16 protein-coding genes are annotated in these 17464 nt (G+C 69.0%); 11 read left to right on the forward strand and 5 right to left on the reverse strand.

Annotation, left to right across the window (positions count from 1 at the left end):
* The first annotated feature begins 59 nt into the window (after positions 1 to 59).
* From GGR64_RS06035 to GGR64_RS06050, 4 genes are all read left to right on the forward strand, one after another.
* Positions 60 to 1544 carry a leucyl aminopeptidase gene (locus tag GGR64_RS06035; protein ID WP_184644562.1) on the forward strand — a complete coding sequence of 495 codons (1485 nt, stop codon included), beginning with the start codon at positions 60 to 62 and terminating at the stop codon, positions 1542 to 1544.
* A gap of 124 nt (positions 1545 to 1668) precedes the next feature.
* On the forward strand, positions 1669 to 2094 hold the full coding sequence (locus GGR64_RS06040; protein WP_160968945.1) for a DNA polymerase III subunit chi: 426 nt from the start codon (positions 1669 to 1671) through the stop codon (positions 2092 to 2094).
* Between the two features lie 102 nt (positions 2095 to 2196).
* The gene (locus tag GGR64_RS06045; RefSeq protein WP_184644564.1) at positions 2197 to 5100 is read left to right on the forward strand and encodes a valine--tRNA ligase; all 2904 of its coding nucleotides are present in this window, start codon (positions 2197 to 2199) and stop codon (positions 5098 to 5100) included.
* A gap of 20 nt (positions 5101 to 5120) precedes the next feature.
* Positions 5121 to 5573 (forward strand): isoprenylcysteine carboxylmethyltransferase family protein, encoded by a 453-nt coding sequence (locus GGR64_RS06050; RefSeq protein WP_184644565.1) that lies wholly within the window; start codon positions 5121 to 5123, stop codon positions 5571 to 5573.
* An 84-nt stretch (positions 5574 to 5657) separates the two neighbouring features.
* Here the strand turns inward: GGR64_RS06050 and GGR64_RS06055 are convergent, their stop codons facing one another.
* From GGR64_RS06055 to pssA, 4 genes are all read right to left on the reverse strand, one after another.
* Positions 5658 to 6812 (reverse strand): pectate lyase, encoded by a 1155-nt coding sequence (locus GGR64_RS06055; protein ID WP_184644567.1) that lies wholly within the window; start codon positions 6810 to 6812, stop codon positions 5658 to 5660.
* Positions 6813 to 7444: 632 nt separating this feature from the next.
* A complete protein-coding gene (rimI, locus tag GGR64_RS06060; protein ID WP_160968927.1) occupies positions 7445 to 7933 on the reverse strand; it encodes a ribosomal protein S18-alanine N-acetyltransferase in 489 nt (162 codons plus the stop codon).
* The gene (locus GGR64_RS06065; RefSeq protein WP_184645200.1) at positions 7930 to 8400 is read right to left on the reverse strand and encodes an alanine acetyltransferase; all 471 of its coding nucleotides are present in this window, start codon (positions 8398 to 8400) and stop codon (positions 7930 to 7932) included. The genes rimI and GGR64_RS06065 overlap by 4 nt, the downstream gene beginning before the upstream one ends.
* A 14-nt stretch (positions 8401 to 8414) precedes the next feature.
* Positions 8415 to 9191 (reverse strand): CDP-diacylglycerol--serine O-phosphatidyltransferase, encoded by a 777-nt coding sequence (gene pssA / locus GGR64_RS06070; protein WP_048491588.1) that lies wholly within the window; start codon positions 9189 to 9191, stop codon positions 8415 to 8417.
* Positions 9192 to 9269: 78 nt separating this feature from the next.
* Here pssA and GGR64_RS06075 point away from each other — a divergent pair, with 78 nt between their 5' ends.
* The 3 genes from GGR64_RS06075 to GGR64_RS06085 all read left to right on the forward strand — a co-directional run bounded on the left by GGR64_RS06075 (position 9270) and on the right by GGR64_RS06085 (position 12160).
* The gene (locus GGR64_RS06075) at positions 9270 to 9662 is read left to right on the forward strand and encodes a DUF4124 domain-containing protein (protein WP_160968923.1); all 393 of its coding nucleotides are present in this window, start codon (positions 9270 to 9272) and stop codon (positions 9660 to 9662) included.
* An 89-nt stretch (positions 9663 to 9751) separates the two neighbouring features.
* Positions 9752 to 11446, forward strand: a complete 1695-nt coding sequence (locus GGR64_RS06080) for a proline--tRNA ligase (protein WP_184644569.1) — start codon at positions 9752 to 9754, stop codon at positions 11444 to 11446.
* Positions 11447 to 11695: 249 nt separating this feature from the next.
* Positions 11696 to 12160, forward strand: coding sequence for an H-NS histone family protein (locus tag GGR64_RS06085; protein WP_184644571.1), 465 nt, complete (start codon positions 11696 to 11698; stop codon positions 12158 to 12160).
* A 60-nt stretch (positions 12161 to 12220) separates the two neighbouring features.
* On the opposite strand, the gene GGR64_RS06090 is transcribed toward GGR64_RS06085, so the two are convergent.
* A complete protein-coding gene (locus GGR64_RS06090; protein ID WP_160968917.1) occupies positions 12221 to 13480 on the reverse strand; it encodes a threonine/serine exporter family protein in 1260 nt (419 codons plus the stop codon).
* 100 nt (positions 13481 to 13580) lie between these two features.
* On the opposite strand from GGR64_RS06090, the gene GGR64_RS06095 reads away from it, so the two are divergent.
* From GGR64_RS06095 to GGR64_RS06110, 4 genes are all read left to right on the forward strand, one after another.
* Positions 13581 to 14693, forward strand: a complete 1113-nt coding sequence (locus GGR64_RS06095; protein ID WP_160968915.1) for an ABC transporter permease — start codon at positions 13581 to 13583, stop codon at positions 14691 to 14693.
* 76 nt (positions 14694 to 14769) lie between these two features.
* Positions 14770 to 15585, forward strand: coding sequence for an ABC transporter ATP-binding protein (locus GGR64_RS06100; protein WP_184644573.1), 816 nt, complete (start codon positions 14770 to 14772; stop codon positions 15583 to 15585).
* A 4-nt stretch (positions 15586 to 15589) separates the two neighbouring features.
* A complete protein-coding gene (locus GGR64_RS06105) occupies positions 15590 to 16516 on the forward strand; it encodes an MlaD family protein (RefSeq protein WP_043093283.1) in 927 nt (308 codons plus the stop codon).
* A complete protein-coding gene (locus GGR64_RS06110; RefSeq protein WP_184644575.1) occupies positions 16513 to 17187 on the forward strand; it encodes an ABC-type transport auxiliary lipoprotein family protein in 675 nt (224 codons plus the stop codon). The genes GGR64_RS06105 and GGR64_RS06110 overlap by 4 nt, the downstream gene beginning before the upstream one ends.
* The last annotated feature ends 277 nt before the right edge of the window (positions 17188 to 17464 follow it).

The raw sequence follows: 17464 nt of genomic DNA on the forward strand, positions 1-17464 counted from the left end.
CTATCCGACTGGGGGTAAAGAGTCCGCGATTGTACGGATTTGCCAACGGAATCTGATCAATGGCCCTGGAATTCACCCTGAACCACGACGCCCCGGCTACCGCGGCGTTCGACTGCATCGTCGTCGGCGTGTTCGCCGACAAGCGCCTGTCCCCGGCCGCCCAGGCCCTGGACGCGGCCAGCGGCGGACGCCTGACCGCCCTGGCCGAGCGCGGCGACGTCAGCGGCAAGACCGGCGCCACCGCCCTGCTCCACGACCTGCCCGGCGTGAAGGCGCCGCGGGTGCTGGCGGTGGGCCTGGGCGACGCCGCCAAGTTCGGCGTGCCGCAGTACCTGAAGGCGGTCGGCGACGCCGCGCGCGCCCTCAAGAGCGGGCCGGCGGGCAGCGCGCTGCTGACCCTGAGCGAGCTGGAGGTGAAGGGCCGCGACCAGGCCTGGGCGATCCGCCAGGCGGTGATCGCCAGCGACCACGCCTGCTACCGCTACACCGCCACCCTCGGCAAGAAGAAGCCCGACGACAGCGGCCTCGCCCGCCTGGCCGTGCACGGCAACGACGCCACCGCGCTGGCCCAGGGCGAAGCGATCGCCGCCGGCGTGACGTTCGCCCGCGAACTCGGCAACCTGCCGCCGAACCTGTGCACCCCGGCCTACCTGGCCGAGACCGCGGCCGCCTTCGCCCGGGGCGTGGACGGCGCCGAGGCCGAGATCCTCGACGAGACGCAGATGCAGGAACTGGGCATGGGCTCGCTGCTGGCGGTGGCGCGCGGCTCGGCCAACCGCCCGCGGCTGCTGGTGCTGAAGTGGAATGGTGGTGGCGACGCCCAGCCCTACGTGCTGGTCGGCAAGGGCATCACCTTCGACACCGGCGGCGTCAACCTGAAGACCCAGGGCGGCATCGAGGAGATGAAGTACGACATGTGCGGCGGTGCCAACGTCATCGGCACCTTCGTCGCCGCGGCCACCGCACGCCTGCCGCTGAACCTGGTGGTGGTGGTGCCGGCGGTGGAGAACGCGATCGACGGCAACGCCTACCGCCCGTCGGACGTGATCACCAGCATGTCCGGCAAGACCATCGAAGTCGGCAACACCGACGCCGAAGGCCGCCTGATCCTGTGCGACGCGCTGACCTACGCCGAACGCTTCAAGCCTGCGGCGCTGATCGACGTGGCCACCCTCACCGGCGCCTGTATGGTCGCCCTCGGCCACCAGACCGCCGGCCTGATGAGCAAGCACGACGACCTGGCCGCTGAACTGCTGGCCGCCGGCGAGCACGTGTTCGACCGCGCCTGGCGCCTGCCGCTGTGGGACGAGTACCAGGGCCTGCTGGATTCCAGCTTCGCCGACGTCTACAACATCGGCGGCCGCTGGGCCGGCGCGATCACCGCCGGCTGCTTCCTGTCGCGCTTCACCGAAGGCCAGCGCTGGGCGCACCTGGACATCGCCGGCGTGGCCAGCGACGAAGGCAAGCGCGGCATGGCCACCGGCCGCCCGGTGGGCCTGCTGTCGCAGTGGTTGCTCGACCGCGTTGCAGGCGGCGCGGCGTGATTGGGGAGTCGGGATTGGGGATTCGTGAAAGGCGCCTCCGTGTTCCCTTTCCGCGCCTCTTGCTCCGGCAGGCGACCGTGATCCGCGGTTGCCAATCCCCAATCCCGAACAACGAATCCCTGCCCTGATGCGCGCCGACTTCTATCTGATCGCCAAGCCGCGGTTCCTCAACGAACCGTTGCGACTGGTGTGCGAGCTGGCGCGCAAGGCCAACGACGCCAATCTGTGGACGCTGGTGCTGGCGCGCGACATGGCCCAGGCCGAGGAACTGGACGAGCTGCTGTGGGCGTTCGATGCCGACGCCTACATCCCGCACCAGATCGCCGACGCCGATGCCGACGAAGAAGAGGCGCAGGTGCTGATCGTCCCGCCCGGCGTCGACGCGCCGGAACGCCCGCTGGTGATCAACCTGCGCGATGCGCCCTACCTGGGCGCCTGCGAGCGCGTACTGGAAGTGGTCCCGGCCGACCCGTCCGCGCGCGAACCGCTGCGCGAGCGCTGGAAGCAGTACAAGGCCCAGGGCTACGCGGTCAGCAAGCACGATATGTGAGGAGCCGGGATTGGGGATTCGGGATGGGTCCCTGCCCCGCCCCATCATCGGCACCGCACGGCAACGAATCCCGAATCACGACTCCCCAATCCCGGCTTCCCCATGACCACCCTCGCCTCCAGCTACAATCCCAAGTCCTTCGAATCGCGCCTGTACGCGCAATGGGAAGCGTCCGGTTACTTCGCACCGTCCGGGAAGGGCGAACCGTATACCGTGCTGCTGCCGCCGCCGAACGTGACCGGCACGCTGCACATGGGCCACGCCTTCCAGCAGACGCTGATGGATGCGCTGGTGCGCTACCACCGCATGCGCGGCTTCGACACGCTGTGGCAGGTCGGCAGCGACCACGCCGGCATCGCCACCGAGATGGTGGTGTCGCGCAACCTGACCCTGGAAGGCAAGGGCGAGACCCGCGATTCGCTGGGCCGCGACGGCTTCATCGCCAAGGTCTGGGAGTGGAAGCAGCACTCCGGCGACACCATCGAGCGGCAGATGCGTCGCCTCGGCACCTCGGCCGACTGGTCGCGCAGCACCTTCACCATGGATCCGCAGCCGTCGGCGGCGGTGATCGAGGCCTTCGTGCGCTGGCACGAACAGGGCCTGATCTACCGCGGCCAGCGCCTGGTCAACTGGGACCCGGTGCTGAAGACCGCGATCTCCGACCTGGAAGTGGAGAACGTGGAGGAAGACGGCTTCCTGTGGTCGATCGCCTACAAACTGGAAGATGGCGCCAGCTACGAGCACGTCGAGCACGACGCCGACGGCCACGAGACCCTGCGCGAGACCCGCGACTACCTGGTGGTCGCCACCACCCGCCCGGAGACCCTGCTCGGCGATACAGCGGTGATGGTGCACCCGGAGGATGCGCGCTACGCGCACCTGATCGGCAAGACGGTGACACTGCCGCTGACCGGCCGCCGCGTGCCGGTGATCGGCGACGACTACGTCGACCGCGCGTTCGGCACCGGCGTGGTCAAGGTGACCCCGGCGCACGACTTCAACGACTACCAGGTCGGCGTGCGGCATGGGTTGCCGATGATCAACCTGTTCACCCCGACCGCCGCGCTCAACGACAGCGTGCCGGAGCGGTACCGCGGCCTGGACCGCTACGACGCACGCAAGGCGGTGCTGGCCGACCTCGAAGACCTCGGCATCCTGATCGAGACCAAGCCGCACAAGCTGCAGGTGCCGCGCGGCGACCGTACCGGCCAGGTGATCGAGCCGTACCTGACCGACCAGTGGTTCGTGAAGATGGACGCGCTGGCCAAGCGCGGCCTGGAGCTGGTCGAGTCCGGGCAGATCCAGTTCGTGCCGCCGAACTGGATCAACACCTATCGCCACTGGATGGAGAACATCCAGGACTGGTGCATCAGCCGCCAGCTGTGGTGGGGCCATCGCATCCCAGCCTGGTTCGACGACGCCGGCAACTGCTACGTCGGCCGCGACGAGGCCGATGCGCGCGCCAAGGCTGGCCTCGGCGCCGACGTCGCCCTGCACCAGGACAGCGACGTGCTGGAGACCTGGTTCTCCTCGCAGCTGTGGCCGTTCGCGACCATGGGCTGGCCGGAGCCGCAGGCGATGGCCGAGCGCGGCTTCGACCGCTACCTGCCGTCGAGCGTGCTGGTCACCGGCTTCGACATCATCTTCTTCTGGGTGGCGCGCATGATCATGGCCACCGACAGCTTCACCGGGAAGGTGCCGTTCCGCGACGTCTACATCACCGGCCTGATCCGCGACAAGGACGGGCAGAAGATGTCCAAGTCCAAGGGCAACGTGCTCGATCCGCTGGACATCATCGACGGCATCAGCATCGAGGACCTGGTCGCCAAGCGCACCACCGGGCTGATGCAGCCGCGCATGGCCGAGAAGATCGAGAAGGCCACGCGCAAGGAATTCCCCGAGGGCATCATCGCCCACGGCGCCGATGCGCTGCGCTTCACCATCGCCGCGCTGGCCGGCCACGGCCGCGACATCAAGTTCGACCTGGGCCGCGCCGAGGGCTACAAGAATTTCTGCAACAAGCTGTGGAATGCCAGCCGCTTCGTGCTGATGAACACGCGCCAGGAAGATGCGGACGCGGCGACAATCACGAACGCGTCGCCACGCGCCCAGATGGCGAACCACGCGGACACCGCTTTGAATGCCGGTTCAGCCACGCAACAGCCGGTGACCGATGCCGAGAAGTGGATCCTGCTGCGCCTGCAGGCGGTCACTGCCGAGGCACAGGCGCAGTTCGCCGCATACCGCTTCGACCTGCTCGCGCAGTGCCTGTACGAATTCGCCTGGAACGAGTTCTGCGACTGGTTCCTGGAACTGACCAAGCCGGCGCTGAACGGCGACGACGCGGCGGCCGCCGACAGTACCCGCCATACCTTGCTGCATGTGCTGGAAACCCTGCTGCGCCTGCTGCATCCGCTGACCCCGTTCGTCACCGAGGAACTGTGGCAGCAGGTGGCGCCGCGCCTGGGCATCGCCGCGCCGACCATCTCGCTGCAGCCGTACCCGGATGCGGCGGCGATGGACGTGGCCACCTATGCCGGCGCCGCGGCCGACGTGGAATGGCTGAAAGCGATGGTGTCGGCGCTGCGCCGCGTGCGCAGCGAATTGCAGGTGGCGCCGTCGCGGCAGGTGCCGCTGCTGCTGCAGGGCGGCCAGGCGCAGGACCGCGCGCGGGTCGAACGCTTTGCCGCGCAACTGCGCTTCCTGCTCAAGCTCGAGGCCATCCAGTGGCTGGACGACGGCGCGACCGCGCCGGCCGCGGCCACCGCGATCGTCGGCGAACTGAAACTGCTGGTGCCGCTGGAAGGCCTGGTCGACCTGGATGCCGAACGCCTGCGCCTGGACAAGGAGATCGCCCGCGTCGCGTCCGAGAAGGACAAGAGCGAGGCCAAGCTGGGCAAGTTCACCGACAAGGTGCCGCCCGCCGTGATCGAGCAGGAACGCCAGCGCCTGGCCGACTGGAGCGCGCAGCTGGACGGCCTGCGCGAGCAGCGCGCCAAGCTGTAGCCAGGCAGGGCGGCACGCGCATGCGCTGGCGCGTGCCGCCACCGTTACTCGTGCTGGTCGGTGCGGCAGGCGCCTGGGTCGCGGCCCGGGCATGGCCCGCGCCGACCTTGCTACTGCCGGGTCAACGCGCGCTGGGCGTGGTGCTGATCGTGGCTGGCGTGATCGCCAACGTGGCACCGAAACGGCATTTCCGCCGCGCCGGCACCACGGTGAACCCGCTGCAGCCGCAGCGCGCCAGCGCGCTGGTGCAGTCCGGGCTGCATCGGCATTCGCGCAACCCGATGTACGTGGGTCACGCGTTGATGTTGCTGGGCTGGCTGCTGTGGCTCGGCCATCCCGCCGCTGGCGTGGCCCTGGCCAGTTACCTGCTGTACGTCGATCGCGTGCAGATTCCGCGCGAGGAAGCGGCGTTGCAAGCGCGCTTCGGCGCCGCGTATGTCGATTACTGCCGACGCGTGCGTCGCTGGCTGTAGAACACGCACTGCCCGCCGGGCACGATGCCCCCACCCCTCTCCACGCCGCCGCCCGGCCTTGCGGGCGGCGGCGCAGCGACGCCCTCAGAGTTTGCCGGCGCCGGCCTTGGCCTTGACGTCCGCCGCCACCTTGTTCGCCGGCAGCAGCGAATAGGTGTACGGCGGGGTCCAGCCGATGTTGTTGTTCCAGGAACAGGTCAGCGCCTGGCCGTTGAGCAGCGAGCCGAAGTCGCGGTAGACGCTGCCGCCGTAGTCGGCCGCGATCTTGTCGCAACCGCTCACGCCGCTGATGTCGAAGACGTTGTTCTCGGAGAAGATCTTCGATTCCTTGCCCACGCCGTGCGCGTAGGAGAACGGATACACCGCGTTGCTGGTGCTGCCCACGTGGTAGTTGTTGTAGAGGTGTACCTGACCGAAGCGCACCCGCGGCGCGCGCGCGGAGATGTTCTCGAACAGGGTGTTGTGGATGGTCACCTTGAGCTTGCCGCTGTCGGTGCTGGAGGCGCTGTCGCTGGAGCCGATCAGGTTGTTCTTCTCGTGCGACTTGAACGCCGAGTAGGACACGGTGACGTAGTTGGCGCCCTTCTTGATGTCCAGCGCGCCGTCGTGGTGCTGTTTGGGCCGGCCGTTGGCGGTGCCGTTCTGGTCGTCGGTGCGGCGGCCGTCGGTGAAGGTCACATGGTCCACCCACACGTTGCTGGCGCCCTCGATGGTCATGCCGTCGTATTCGGAATTCCAGTTGCCGGCGCTGCCGTCGTTCGGATCCCACACCGGTTGCGGATCCCACGGATTCTCGATGGTCAGGTTGCGCACGATCACGTCGTTGGCCTTGACGTAGAAATAGCCCTCGCGGATCTCGGCGTTGCTGCCGACGCCGATCAGCGTGGTCTTGGTGGGCACGTCCAGGCGCGCGCGGCTCTTCATGTCCGCAGTGGTGCTGTACGGCGTGCCTTCGCTGATGTCGATGATGCCGTTGACCTTGATGATGCGGCCGTTGCTGCCGGCGCTGGCCTTCAGCGCGGCCTTCAGCTGCGCCGCGGTGCTGACGCTGTAGACATCGGCGGCGGCGGCCTTGGAGCCGCCCTTGGTGCCGCCGTTCTGCGTCGCCCAGCCGGTGCTGGCGACCTCCAGGCTGGCGTCGGCATGGGCGGCGCCGGCGATGCCGGCCAGGCACAGGGCCAGGCCGAAGGTGCGCAGCGGCGAGCGCGGCGATGGAGCGATGCGGGACTGCGTGGTCATCCTGGAAACCTCGTGAGCATGCGTGGTTTGGACGCAGGCGCGCGCGCTCCGCAGCAGCGGAATGCACGGCGACGCCTGCGCGGTCGCTGTCCCCTCGGACAACTGCGGGTCATGCCTTCGTGGGAGGCAGGCGCCGAAGAGGCGCGCACTGTAGGGACCGCGCGGCGTGTGTAAAGGGACGATGTAGACACGCACGATCCAGCCGCACGATATGGGAGCCGCGTCGCACGAATTGCCTGCGCGCAACAGGGCGCCGCAGTGCCATCGCTGCGGGACAACAACGCTGTCCCACCGACAGAAGGCGACATTGCGGGGGGCGCCTGCGACGGCGCAAAAACGCCGGGAAAACCACAACAGGCGGGTAACGGCACACGTCGGTCATCGCCGATCGACGCGCGGCACGCAGCACGCAGGTGCACTGGTCGCAGCGAACACGACGCCGACATCGCCAAGCGCCTGCAGCGCGATCGCCTAGATCAGGTTGCGACGCGCACGCAGCGCAGTACATCGCACCGGCCAGACGCAGGCCAGCACTCACCCACACCGGCCGCTTGCGCCGATGCCTTCCGCACACACGCGGCAGCACCGCTCGAATGAAACCGCACGTCGCCCGTGGCGGACGCGCAGAGGCCTCAGGACATGCCGTCGAAGAACAGCTCGATCGCCATCACCAGCGCGTCCTCGCGGCCGTTTGCAGCCGGGTAGTAGCGCGGGCGCCGGCCGATCTCGTTGAAGCCTTCGCTGTGATAGAGCGCGATCGCATTGGGATTGGATGGCCGCACTTCCAGGAATACCCGGCGCGCACCGAGGTCGACGCCGTACTTGATCAGCGCGCGCAGCAGCAGTCGGCCATAGCCGCGCGACTGCCGCTCCGGCGCCACGCAGACGTTGAGGATGTGCGCCTCGTCGGCAGCGACGCTGATCACCCCGTAGCCGACGATCGTGCCCTCCTCCACCAGCACCCAGCCCGGGTAACCGGCCTGCAGGCAGTCGCGGAAGATGCCGCGCGTCCAGGGAAACGGATAGGCGCGGCGCTCGATCTCCATCACCGCATCCAGATCGGTTTCGCGCAAGGCGCGCAGCGTGGCCGCTGGCGCAGGCGCCGACCCGAGCGCGCTCATCGCGGCGTCCGCTTGCGCAGCGCGCGCAGCTGCGGCCACAGCGCGCGCTTGGCCGCCGCATTGCCGCGCAGTTCGTCCAGCGGCCAGGTCGCCATCAGCGCCTGCGTGGCCGGATCGTTGGGATTGAGGCCGGAAGCGCGCAGCAAGGCGATCTGCAGGCGATCGGGCAGGCGCAGGCCGACCCGACGCGCCGCTGCCGCAGGTGCCGCACGCACCGCGTCCGGCGCTTCCGCCGGTGGCGGCGGCGCCGACGCGCGGCGCCGTTCCGGCAACTCGGCGGCCGGCAGCTCGACGGCGCGGCCTCCCCGCGGTGGCGCCGATCCAGGCGCCGACCGCTGTACCGGCGCGACGGGCTCCACCTCCGGCGTCGGCGCCGGTTCGATCACCGCCGCGGCATCCACGTACACGGTGTGGCCGAGCGCCTGCAGCCAGCCGACCTGCTCGGCCGACCACAACGGCGCATCCATGGACGCGTGCTCGCTCATGTCGCGTCCGGCACCTTGCGCCAGCGCCGCCACAGCCACAGGCAGGGCCCGGACAGCGCGTACAACACGCCGATCGCCAGCAGCGCCCGCGCCAGGTCGATCACCAGCACCGCCAGCACGATCGGCGCCAGCACCAGCATCAGGAACGGCACCCGGTCGGTGCGCGGGCCCTTCTCGCCGCTGCCCTTGAAGCTCCAGAAGCGGATGCGGCTGACCATCAGCAGCGCCGCGGTCACGGTCAGGCCCAGCGCCACGTAACGCAGCTGTTCGCCGTCCCAGCCCAGCGAGCCGTCGGCGAAGGACCAGACGAAGGCCATCATCAGCCCGGCCGCGGCCGGGCTGGCCAGGCCCACGAACCAGCGCTTGTCGACCGTGCCGACCTGGGTATTGAAGCGGGCCAGGCGCAGCGCGGCGCAGGCCGCGTACAGGAACGCCGCCGACCAGCCGACCCGGCCCAGCATGCTGCCATCGAACTTCAGCGCCGACAGCGACCAGTGGTACATCACCAGCGCCGGCGCCATGCCGAAGCTGACCAGGTCGGCCAGCGAGTCGTACTGCACGCCGAATTCGCTGCTGGTGCCGGTCAGCCGCGCCACGCGCCCGTCCAGCCCGTCCATCACCGCGGCCACGAACACCGCCACGCTGGCGTGCACGAACTGGCCGTTGGCGGCGGCGATGATGGCGTAGAAACCGGAGAACAGGCCGGCGGTGGTGAACAGGTTCGGCAGCAGGTAGATGGTGCGCGAACGGGGGGGCGGTCGGGATGAGTCCATCCCGTCAGTCTAATCGACTTGCCAGGCCCGTCGGCGGGTGCTGCAATCGGCGCTCCCGCCGCGCCCCTGGAGACCGCGATGCGCGCCCTGCCCCGGTTTTGCTGCCTGCCCCTGCTCGCCGTCAGCGGCATGCTCGGCGCCACCACCCTGTACCAATGGAAGGACGCGCAGGGCGTCACCCACTATGCCGAGACCCCGCCCCCCGGCGGCAAGTACCAGGTCCGCAAGGTCGACACCCGCGGCGACGCCCCGGCCGAGACGCCCGAGGCGGCCCCGGCCGAGAACGGCCAGTGCCTGACCGCGCGCAAGAACCTGGACATCCTCAACAAGCCCGGCAAGATCACCACCGACAGCGATGGCGACGGCAAGCCGGACGGGGAACTGGACGAATCCCAGCGCGGCGCGCAGAAGGCCCTGGCCGAGGCCGCGATCAAGGCCTACTGCTCGCCGGCGGCCGCACCCGCCAAGTAACCCGAACGCGCGGCGCCGGCCGCGGGCAATGCCCGCAGCGCCGGCAATGACTGGCAAAATGGGCGACCCGCCGTCTGCGAAGCCCCTCGATGCGCCTTTCCCAGTTCCACCTGCACACCACCAAGGAAACCCCGGCCGACGCCGAACTGGTCAGCCACCAGCTGATGCTGCGCGCGGGCATGATCCGCAAGCTCGCCTCCGGCCTGTACACCTGGTCGCCGCTGGGCCTGCGCGTGCTGCGCAAGGTGGAAGCGGTGGTGCGCGAGGAAATGAACCGCGCCGGCGCGGTGGAAGTGCTGTTCCCGACCATCCAGCCGCGCGAGCTGTGGGATGCCACCGGGCGCTGGAGCAAGTTCGGCGGGCTGATGCTGCGCATGCAGGACCGCAAGGAGCAGGACTACTGCTACAGCCCGACCGCCGAAGAGGCCGCCGCCGATTTCGCGCGCCAGGAACTCAACAGCTACAAGCAGCTGCCGGTCAACTTCTACCAGATCCAGACCAAGTTCCGCGACGAGATCCGGCCGCGCTTCGGGGTAATGCGCGCGCGCGAGTTCCTGATGAAGGACGCCTACTCGTTCCACCTGAGCGATGAGGACCTGGCGCGCGAATACGAGAACATGAAGGCGGCCTACATCCGCATCTTCACCCGCCTGGGGCTGCAGTTCCGCGCCGTGCAGGCCGATTCCGGCGACATCGGCGGCGACGCCTCGCAGGAATTCCACGTACTGGCCGAGTCCGGCGAGGATTCGCTGGCGTTCTCCACCGGCTCGGACTACGCGGCCAATGTCGAAGCCGCGATCGCCGCCGCACCGGCGCCGCGCGCGGCGGCAAGCGAGGAGCTGCGCAAGGTCGCCACGCCCACCCAGAAGACCTGCGAGGCGGTGGCCGAGCTGCTCGGCATCCCGCTGCAGCGCACGGTCAAGTCGGTGGCGGTGATGGCCGGCGAGCGCTTCGTGCTGGCGCTGGTGCGCGGCGACCACACGGTCAACGAGATCAAGCTGGGTAAGGTCGCCGGCCTGGCCGGCTACCGCATGGCCAACGAGGCCGAGATCCTCGCGCACCTGGGCAGCGAGCCGGGCTTCCTCGGCCCGCTGGGTCCGCGCCAGCCGATCCGCGTGGTCGCCGACCGCGACGTCGCGGCGCTGGCCGACTTCGTGGTCGGGGCCAACGAACGCGGCTTCCACCTGGCCGGGGTCAACTGGGGCCGCGACCTGCCGGAACCGGACGCCGTGGCCGACCTGCGCAACGTGGTCGAGGGCGAACGCGCCCACGACGGCGGCGAGATCCGCCTGGCCCGCGGCATCGAGGTCGGCCATGTGTTCCAGCTCGGCCGCCAGTACGCGCAGGCGCTGGATGCCACCGTGGTGGACGAGCACGGCAAGACCGTGACGCTGGCGATGGGCTGCTACGGCATCGGCATTTCCCGCATCGTCGCCGCGGCGATCGAGCAGAACCACGACGACGCCGGCATCCGCTGGCCGCAGCCGATGGCGCCGTGGACGGTGGCGGTGTGCGTGATCAATCCCAAGCGCGACCCGGCGGTCGACGCCGCCGGCGAGGCGTTGCTGGCGGAACTGCAGCAGGCCGGGCTCGATGCGGTGCTGGACGACCGCGGCCTGCGCCCCGGCGCGATGTTCGCGGATATCGAATTGATCGGCGTTCCGCACCGGGTGGTGGTCTCGGAACGGGGTTTGGCCGCCGGTACGTTCGAATATCGCGCGCGCAGCGGCGGCGATGCCGAACACCTGGACCGCGCCGCCTTGCTGGCGCGATTGCAGGGGTAATGTCTGGGGCCGGGAGATTATCCCGGCCCTTTTTCTTTACACGCTCATCACGCTCGCAAGCGAATTCTCCGGATATCGCTGCAATTGAATACATCCCGTATAAGCGGATCGGGAAATGGTGCAGCGGTATCCCGCTTGCAGATGCCTGCCGGGAATAAGCCGAATATTTGTCAAACCGATAACACATCATTATCATTCTGCGCTGGCCAGGGAATGGCGGACGGCCACCACCCATTTTCCGGAGTAAAGATGACCATCGATCTCAGCGGCCTGTCGGCCAAGCAATTGGGCGCGCTCATCAAGACCGCCAAGAAGCAGCAGTCCATCGTCGCCAAGCGCCCCCCCATCGCCAAGGTCCGCACCCAGCTGACCCGCCTGGCCAAGAGCCACGGCTACAGCATCGAGGAAGTCTTCGGTGGCGCCGCCCCCACCGCACGCGGCCGCAAGGCCGGCAAGCCGGGTCCGAAGCCGGGCCGCAAACTGGGCAAGGTTCCGCCGAAATACCGCAATCCCGCCAATGCCGCCGAAACCTGGACCGGCCGCGGCAAGCAGCCGCGCTGGCTGGCCGATCTGGTCGCCAAGGGCAAGAAGGTCGACGATTTCCTGATCGCCGGCGGCGCTGCCAAATCCGCCGCGCCGACCAAGAAAACCGCCAAGAAGGCGGTCAAGCGCGTGGCCAAGAAGGCCAGCAAGAGCGCCGCGCCGAAGGCCTGATCCGCCGCGGTGACCGCAGTGAAAAACGCCGGCACATGCCGGCGTTTTTTATTACCGGATTCAAAGATTCTTGCGCGCCGGTACCAGCAGATTGCCGAACAGCAGGCCGGCGACCAGCGCCATCACGATATTGGTCACCGTCAGCAGTGCCGATTGCCCGACGAGCACGTCCTGCTGCTGCACCAGGGTCAACAGTCCGCGCAGACTGGCGCTGCCGGGCACCAGCATGATGATGCCCGGCAACCGGACCAGGGCCCCTGGCCGGTGCACGATGCGGCCGAACAGATTGCCGGCCGCGGTCAACACCATCGCCGACAGGAAGATGCCGACCGGGCTGCCCCAGGCGTCGCCGGCGAAGCGCGCGATCGCATAACCGGCCACCGATGCGGCCATCACGAACGGATAATCGCGGCCGCTGGCCTTGAACAGCAGCGCGAACGCATAGGCGGCGACCAGCAGCGAGGCCCATTCCACCCAGCCGTGCTGCGGCCGCGACGCCCTCACCATCGGCTCCAGGCCGAGCAGTTGCGCCAGGGTCACCGCGATCACCGCGCCGACGGTCAGCTTGAGGACGGTGGTGACCGCGCCGGCGAAGCGCGCCGTGCCCGAGACCCAGTGCTGGCTGGTCAGTTCGTTGACCGCATTGGTCAGCGCCATCCCCGGCAGCAGCACCACCAGCGAAGCGATGATCACCGTATTGAGATTGAGCGGCGCCACGAAACTGGCCACCAGGGTCGCGACGAAACCGGCCAGCAGCGCCGCCAGCGCGTCGTTGGCTTCCTTGGTCGCCGGGCGCTTGTCGGTGAGCTGGGTCAGCACGCCGATCAGCAGGCCGATCACCGTGGCGGTGGCGATGTCCAGCCACGGCAGGCGCCACAGCCCGGCCACGCCGGCCGCGGCCAGGCCGAAGCCGAGCACCTGCATCGCCACCCAGCGCCGCCCCGGCGGCTGGTCCAGCTGGCGCAGCGCGGTATGGCCCTGGGCCACGCTCATGCGCCCGCTGGCCACGTCGTCGGCGATGCGGTCGGCGACGCTGAGCTTGTGCAGGTCGTTGTCGCCCGGCGCCAGCCGCACCACGCGGGTGATGTCGCTGGAGCCGATCGCCTTGGTCGGGTCGCTGAAGCTGAGGATCAGCCCGGTCGGGTTGGACCAGGGTTCGCAATCCAGGTCCAGTTGCTGCGCCAGCGCCACCACCGCCGCCTCCAGCCGCTGCGCGGTGGTGCCATAGGTGTGCAGTCGCCCGGCGATGTCCGAGACGAAGGCGATGCGCTGCGCGTAGGTCGCGTTGGCGGAGGGACTGACGGTGGGAGCGGCGGGCATGTCGGCTAGTATGGCGCGAACGCCGCGCCCGGCCACCCCGTCGCGATCACCACATCTGCAACACGGGCGAAACAGGTATGCTCGCGCACCGGACGCCCCCATGATCGAACCGCAACCGCCCAAACTCAGCCAGGACGACCGAGACCCCTCGCGGGTGCGGCTGACCGGCAGTTGGACCCTGGCCACGGCCCTGGCCTCCTCGGAAGTGCTGCGCGGCATGCCGGCCGGCACCACCGGCATCGACGCCAGCGGCATCGGCCAGCTGGATTCGGCCGGGGTGCTGCAGCTGATGCGCTACGCCACCCGCAACGGCATCGCCCACGAGGCGCTGGATTTCCGCCAGGATCATCGCGCGCTGGTCTCGACCATCGAGGACGTCGCCGACGACCGCCCCAAGCGCAAGCGCGACTACGGTTTCGCCGCGGCGCTGGAACGCCTGGGCTATGCGGTGCACCGCAACGGCAAGGAAATCGTCGCCCTGGTCGGCTTCCTCGGCGAGACCCTGGTCAAGATGATGCGCCTGGTGCATGAGCCGCGGCGCTTTCGCCTGACCTCCACCGTGCACCACATGGAGCAGGTCGGCCTGGACGCGGTGCCGCTGGTGGCGCTGCTGTCGTATCTGGTCGGCGCGGTGATCGCCTTCCTCGGCTCGACCATCCTGCGCGACTTCGGCGCCGAGATCTATGTGGTGGAGCTGGTCAGCATCGCCTTCCTGCGCGAGTTCGCGGTGCTGCTCACCGCGATCGTGCTCGCCGGGCGCACCGCCAGTGCGTTCACCGCGCAGATCGGCGCGATGAAGGCACGCGAAGAGGTCGACGCGATCCAGACCCTGGGCCTGGACCCGATGGACCTGCTGGTGATCCCACGGCTGGTGGCGCTGATGCTGATGCTGCCGCTGCTGACCTTCGTGGCGATGATCGCCGGCCTGGCCGGCGGCGTCACCGTCGGCGCCTTCGACCTCGGCATCCCGCCGCAGATGTACCTGGCGCGCATGCACGACACCATCGATATCCGGCACATGCTGGTCGGGCTGTCCAAGGCCCCGATCTTCGCCATCGTGATCGGCCTGATCGGCTGCCTGGAAGGGCTGCGGGTGGAAGGCACCGCGCAATCCGTCGGCGAGCGCACCACCTCCAGCGTGGTGCAGACGATCTCGCTGGTGATCATCATCGACGCGATCGCCGCGCTGTGGTTCATGAACATGGGGTGGTGATGGAGCCGGGATTGGAGAGTGGGCATTGGGGATTCGTTGAAGCCGGGCGCTATGCGCCTGGGCGGGAGCAGTTGCGTTGACCAATCCCGAATCCCAAATCCCAAATCCCGAATTGGCCATCTCCGTCCGCGGCCTGGTCAACCGCTTCGGCACCCAGACCGTGCACGAGGACCTGGACCTGGACGTGCGCCGCGGCGAGATCCTCGGCGTGGTCGGTGGCTCGGGCACCGGCAAGTCGGTGCTGATGCGCGCCATCCTCGGCCTGCGCGACCCCGATGCCGGCAAGATCCAGGTGCTCGGCGTGGATACCGACTCCGGTCGCCGCGCCGATCGCCTGCACGTGGAGCGCAATACCGGCGTGCTGTTCCAGGACGGCGCGCTGTTTTCCTCGCTGACCGTCGGCGAGAACGTGCAGGTGCCGCTGAAGGAGCATTTCGGCGAACTGCCCGACAGCTGGCATTACGAGCTGGCGCTGCTGAAGGTGAAACTGGCCGGTCTGCCCGCGGATGCGCTGAACAAGCTGCCCTCGCAACTGTCGGGCGGCATGCGCAAGCGCGCCGGGCTGGCGCGTGCGTTGGCGTTGGACCCGCCGCTGCTGTTCCTGGACGAGCCCACCGCCGGCCTGGACCCGATCGGCGCGGCCGCCTTCGACCGGCTGATCCGTACCCTGCAGGAAGCACTGGGCCTGACCGTGTTCCTCATCACCCACGACCTGGACACCTTGTACGCTATCTGCGACCGCGTGGCGGTGCTGGCCGACCGCAAGGTCATCGCCAACGCGCCGTTGGCCGAGATCGAGCAAGTGGACCACCCGTGGATCCAAGAGTATTTCCACGGCCCGCGCGCGCGCGCCGCGCGCGATGCCAAGACCGCCTGGACCGAGACCCCCTGAGCCCATGGAAACCAAAGCCAACTACGTGCTGATCGGCGCCTTCACCATCGTGGTGGGGATCGCGCTGCTGCTGTTCGGACTCTGGGCCGCCAAGTACTCCTCCGACCGCACCTGGCAGGAATACCGCGTGGTGTTCCGCGAGGCGGTGACCGGCCTGTCGGTCGGCAGCCCGGTGCAGTACAACGGCATCGCGGTGGGCTCGATCACCGAGCTGACCCTGGCGCCGAACGACCCGCGCCAGGTGGTGGCGCGGATCCGGGTCAACTCGACCACGCCGATCAAGAGCGACACCCGCGCCAAGCTGGGCATCACCAGCCTGACCGGCCCGTCGATCATCCAGCTCTCCGGCGGCACCCCGGAAGCGCCGTCGCTGACCTCGATCGACAACAGCGATGCGCCGATCATCCAGACCACGCCCTCGGCGCTGCAGAACATCACCGACACCGCCAACCGCATCGTCGAACGCCTGGACGAAGTGCTCAGCGACCGCAACGTCGCCAGCATCACCGCCACCCTGCACAACCTGGAGACCATCAGCGGCGGCCTGGCCGACCGCGACCAGGGCATGCAGTCGCTGATCGTCAGTGCGCGCGACGCCGCGCGCAACCTGGACACCACGCTCAAGACCACCAACGGCACCATCCAGCGCCTGGACCAGAATCTGGTGCAGCAGCTGCCGCCGATCCTGGACAAGCTGGAGGACACGCTGAGCAAGCTGGATTCGGCCGCGGGCAATGCCGACAAGATCCTTGGCGAGAACCGCTCGGCGATCAACAGCTTCGCCAACGACGGCCTCGGCCAGCTCGGCCCGACCCTGACCGAACTGCGCGGCCTGATCCGCGACCTGCGCCGGGTCAGCGACCGCCTGGACAACAACCCCGCGCGCTACCTGCTCGGCCGCGACGCCCCGAAGGAGTTCAAACCCAAATGAAGCCGATGCGCGCCTTCCTCCTGCTCGCCGTGCCGGCCCTGCTGCTGGCCGGCTGCTCGCTGCCCGGCGGCAACAAGGAGCCGGTGACGATCTACGCGCCGGACGTGCGGGTGACCGCCGACCCTGCCTGGCCGCAGGTGAGCTGGCAACTGGCGCTGACCAAGCCCAGCGCCGCGCGCGTGGTCGACAGTTCGCGCATCGCGGTGCGGCCGACGCCCGACGAACTGCAGGTGTACGGCGGCGTCAGCTGGGCGCAGCCGGCCACCGACATGCTCGAGGACATGCTGCTGCGCGGGTTCGAGGATTCCGGGCGCATCCCCGGCGTGGCCCGGCTCGGCACCGGCATTCGCGCCGACTACAAGCTGCTGCTGGACCTGCGCCGCTTCGAGGCGGACTACGCCGGGCGCGCGGTGCCGTCGGCCACCATCGAACTCAATGCCAAACTGCTGTACAGCGCCGACCAGCGCGTGGTCGCCTCGCGCACCTTCCTGGTGACCCAGCCGGCCGCCGGCACCGCCGAATCGCAGGTGGTCGACGCCTTCGGCCAGGCCATGTCGCAACTCGGCCACGATGTGGTCGGCTGGACCCTGCAGCAGGGCCAGGCCGACGCGGCGACGGCGATGGCGCCGAGCGTTCCGCCGCCGGTCAGCCCGAGGCCGCCGCGGCGCTGATAACTCCCCTCTCCCACCGGGAGAGGGGTCGGGGTGAGGGTACGGCGGCTACGGAGTCATCTCCCCAGAAACCTCTTTAGCAACCCGACCCTCATCCGCCCCTTCGGGGCACCTTCTCCCGGAGGGAGAAGGGATCATGCCCCCATGACCGCTCTACTCCCCTCTCCCACCGGGAGAGGGGCTGGGGGTGAGGGTGCGGCGGCCAGGGAGTCTTCTTTCCCAGATGCCTCCCTAGCGCTCCCGACCCTCATCCGCCCCTTCGGGGCACCTTCCCCCA

The sequence above is a fragment of the Xanthomonas sp. 3307 genome, from assembly GCF_014199735.1.
Lineage (GTDB): Bacteria > Pseudomonadota > Gammaproteobacteria > Xanthomonadales > Xanthomonadaceae > Xanthomonas_A > Xanthomonas_A rydalmerensis.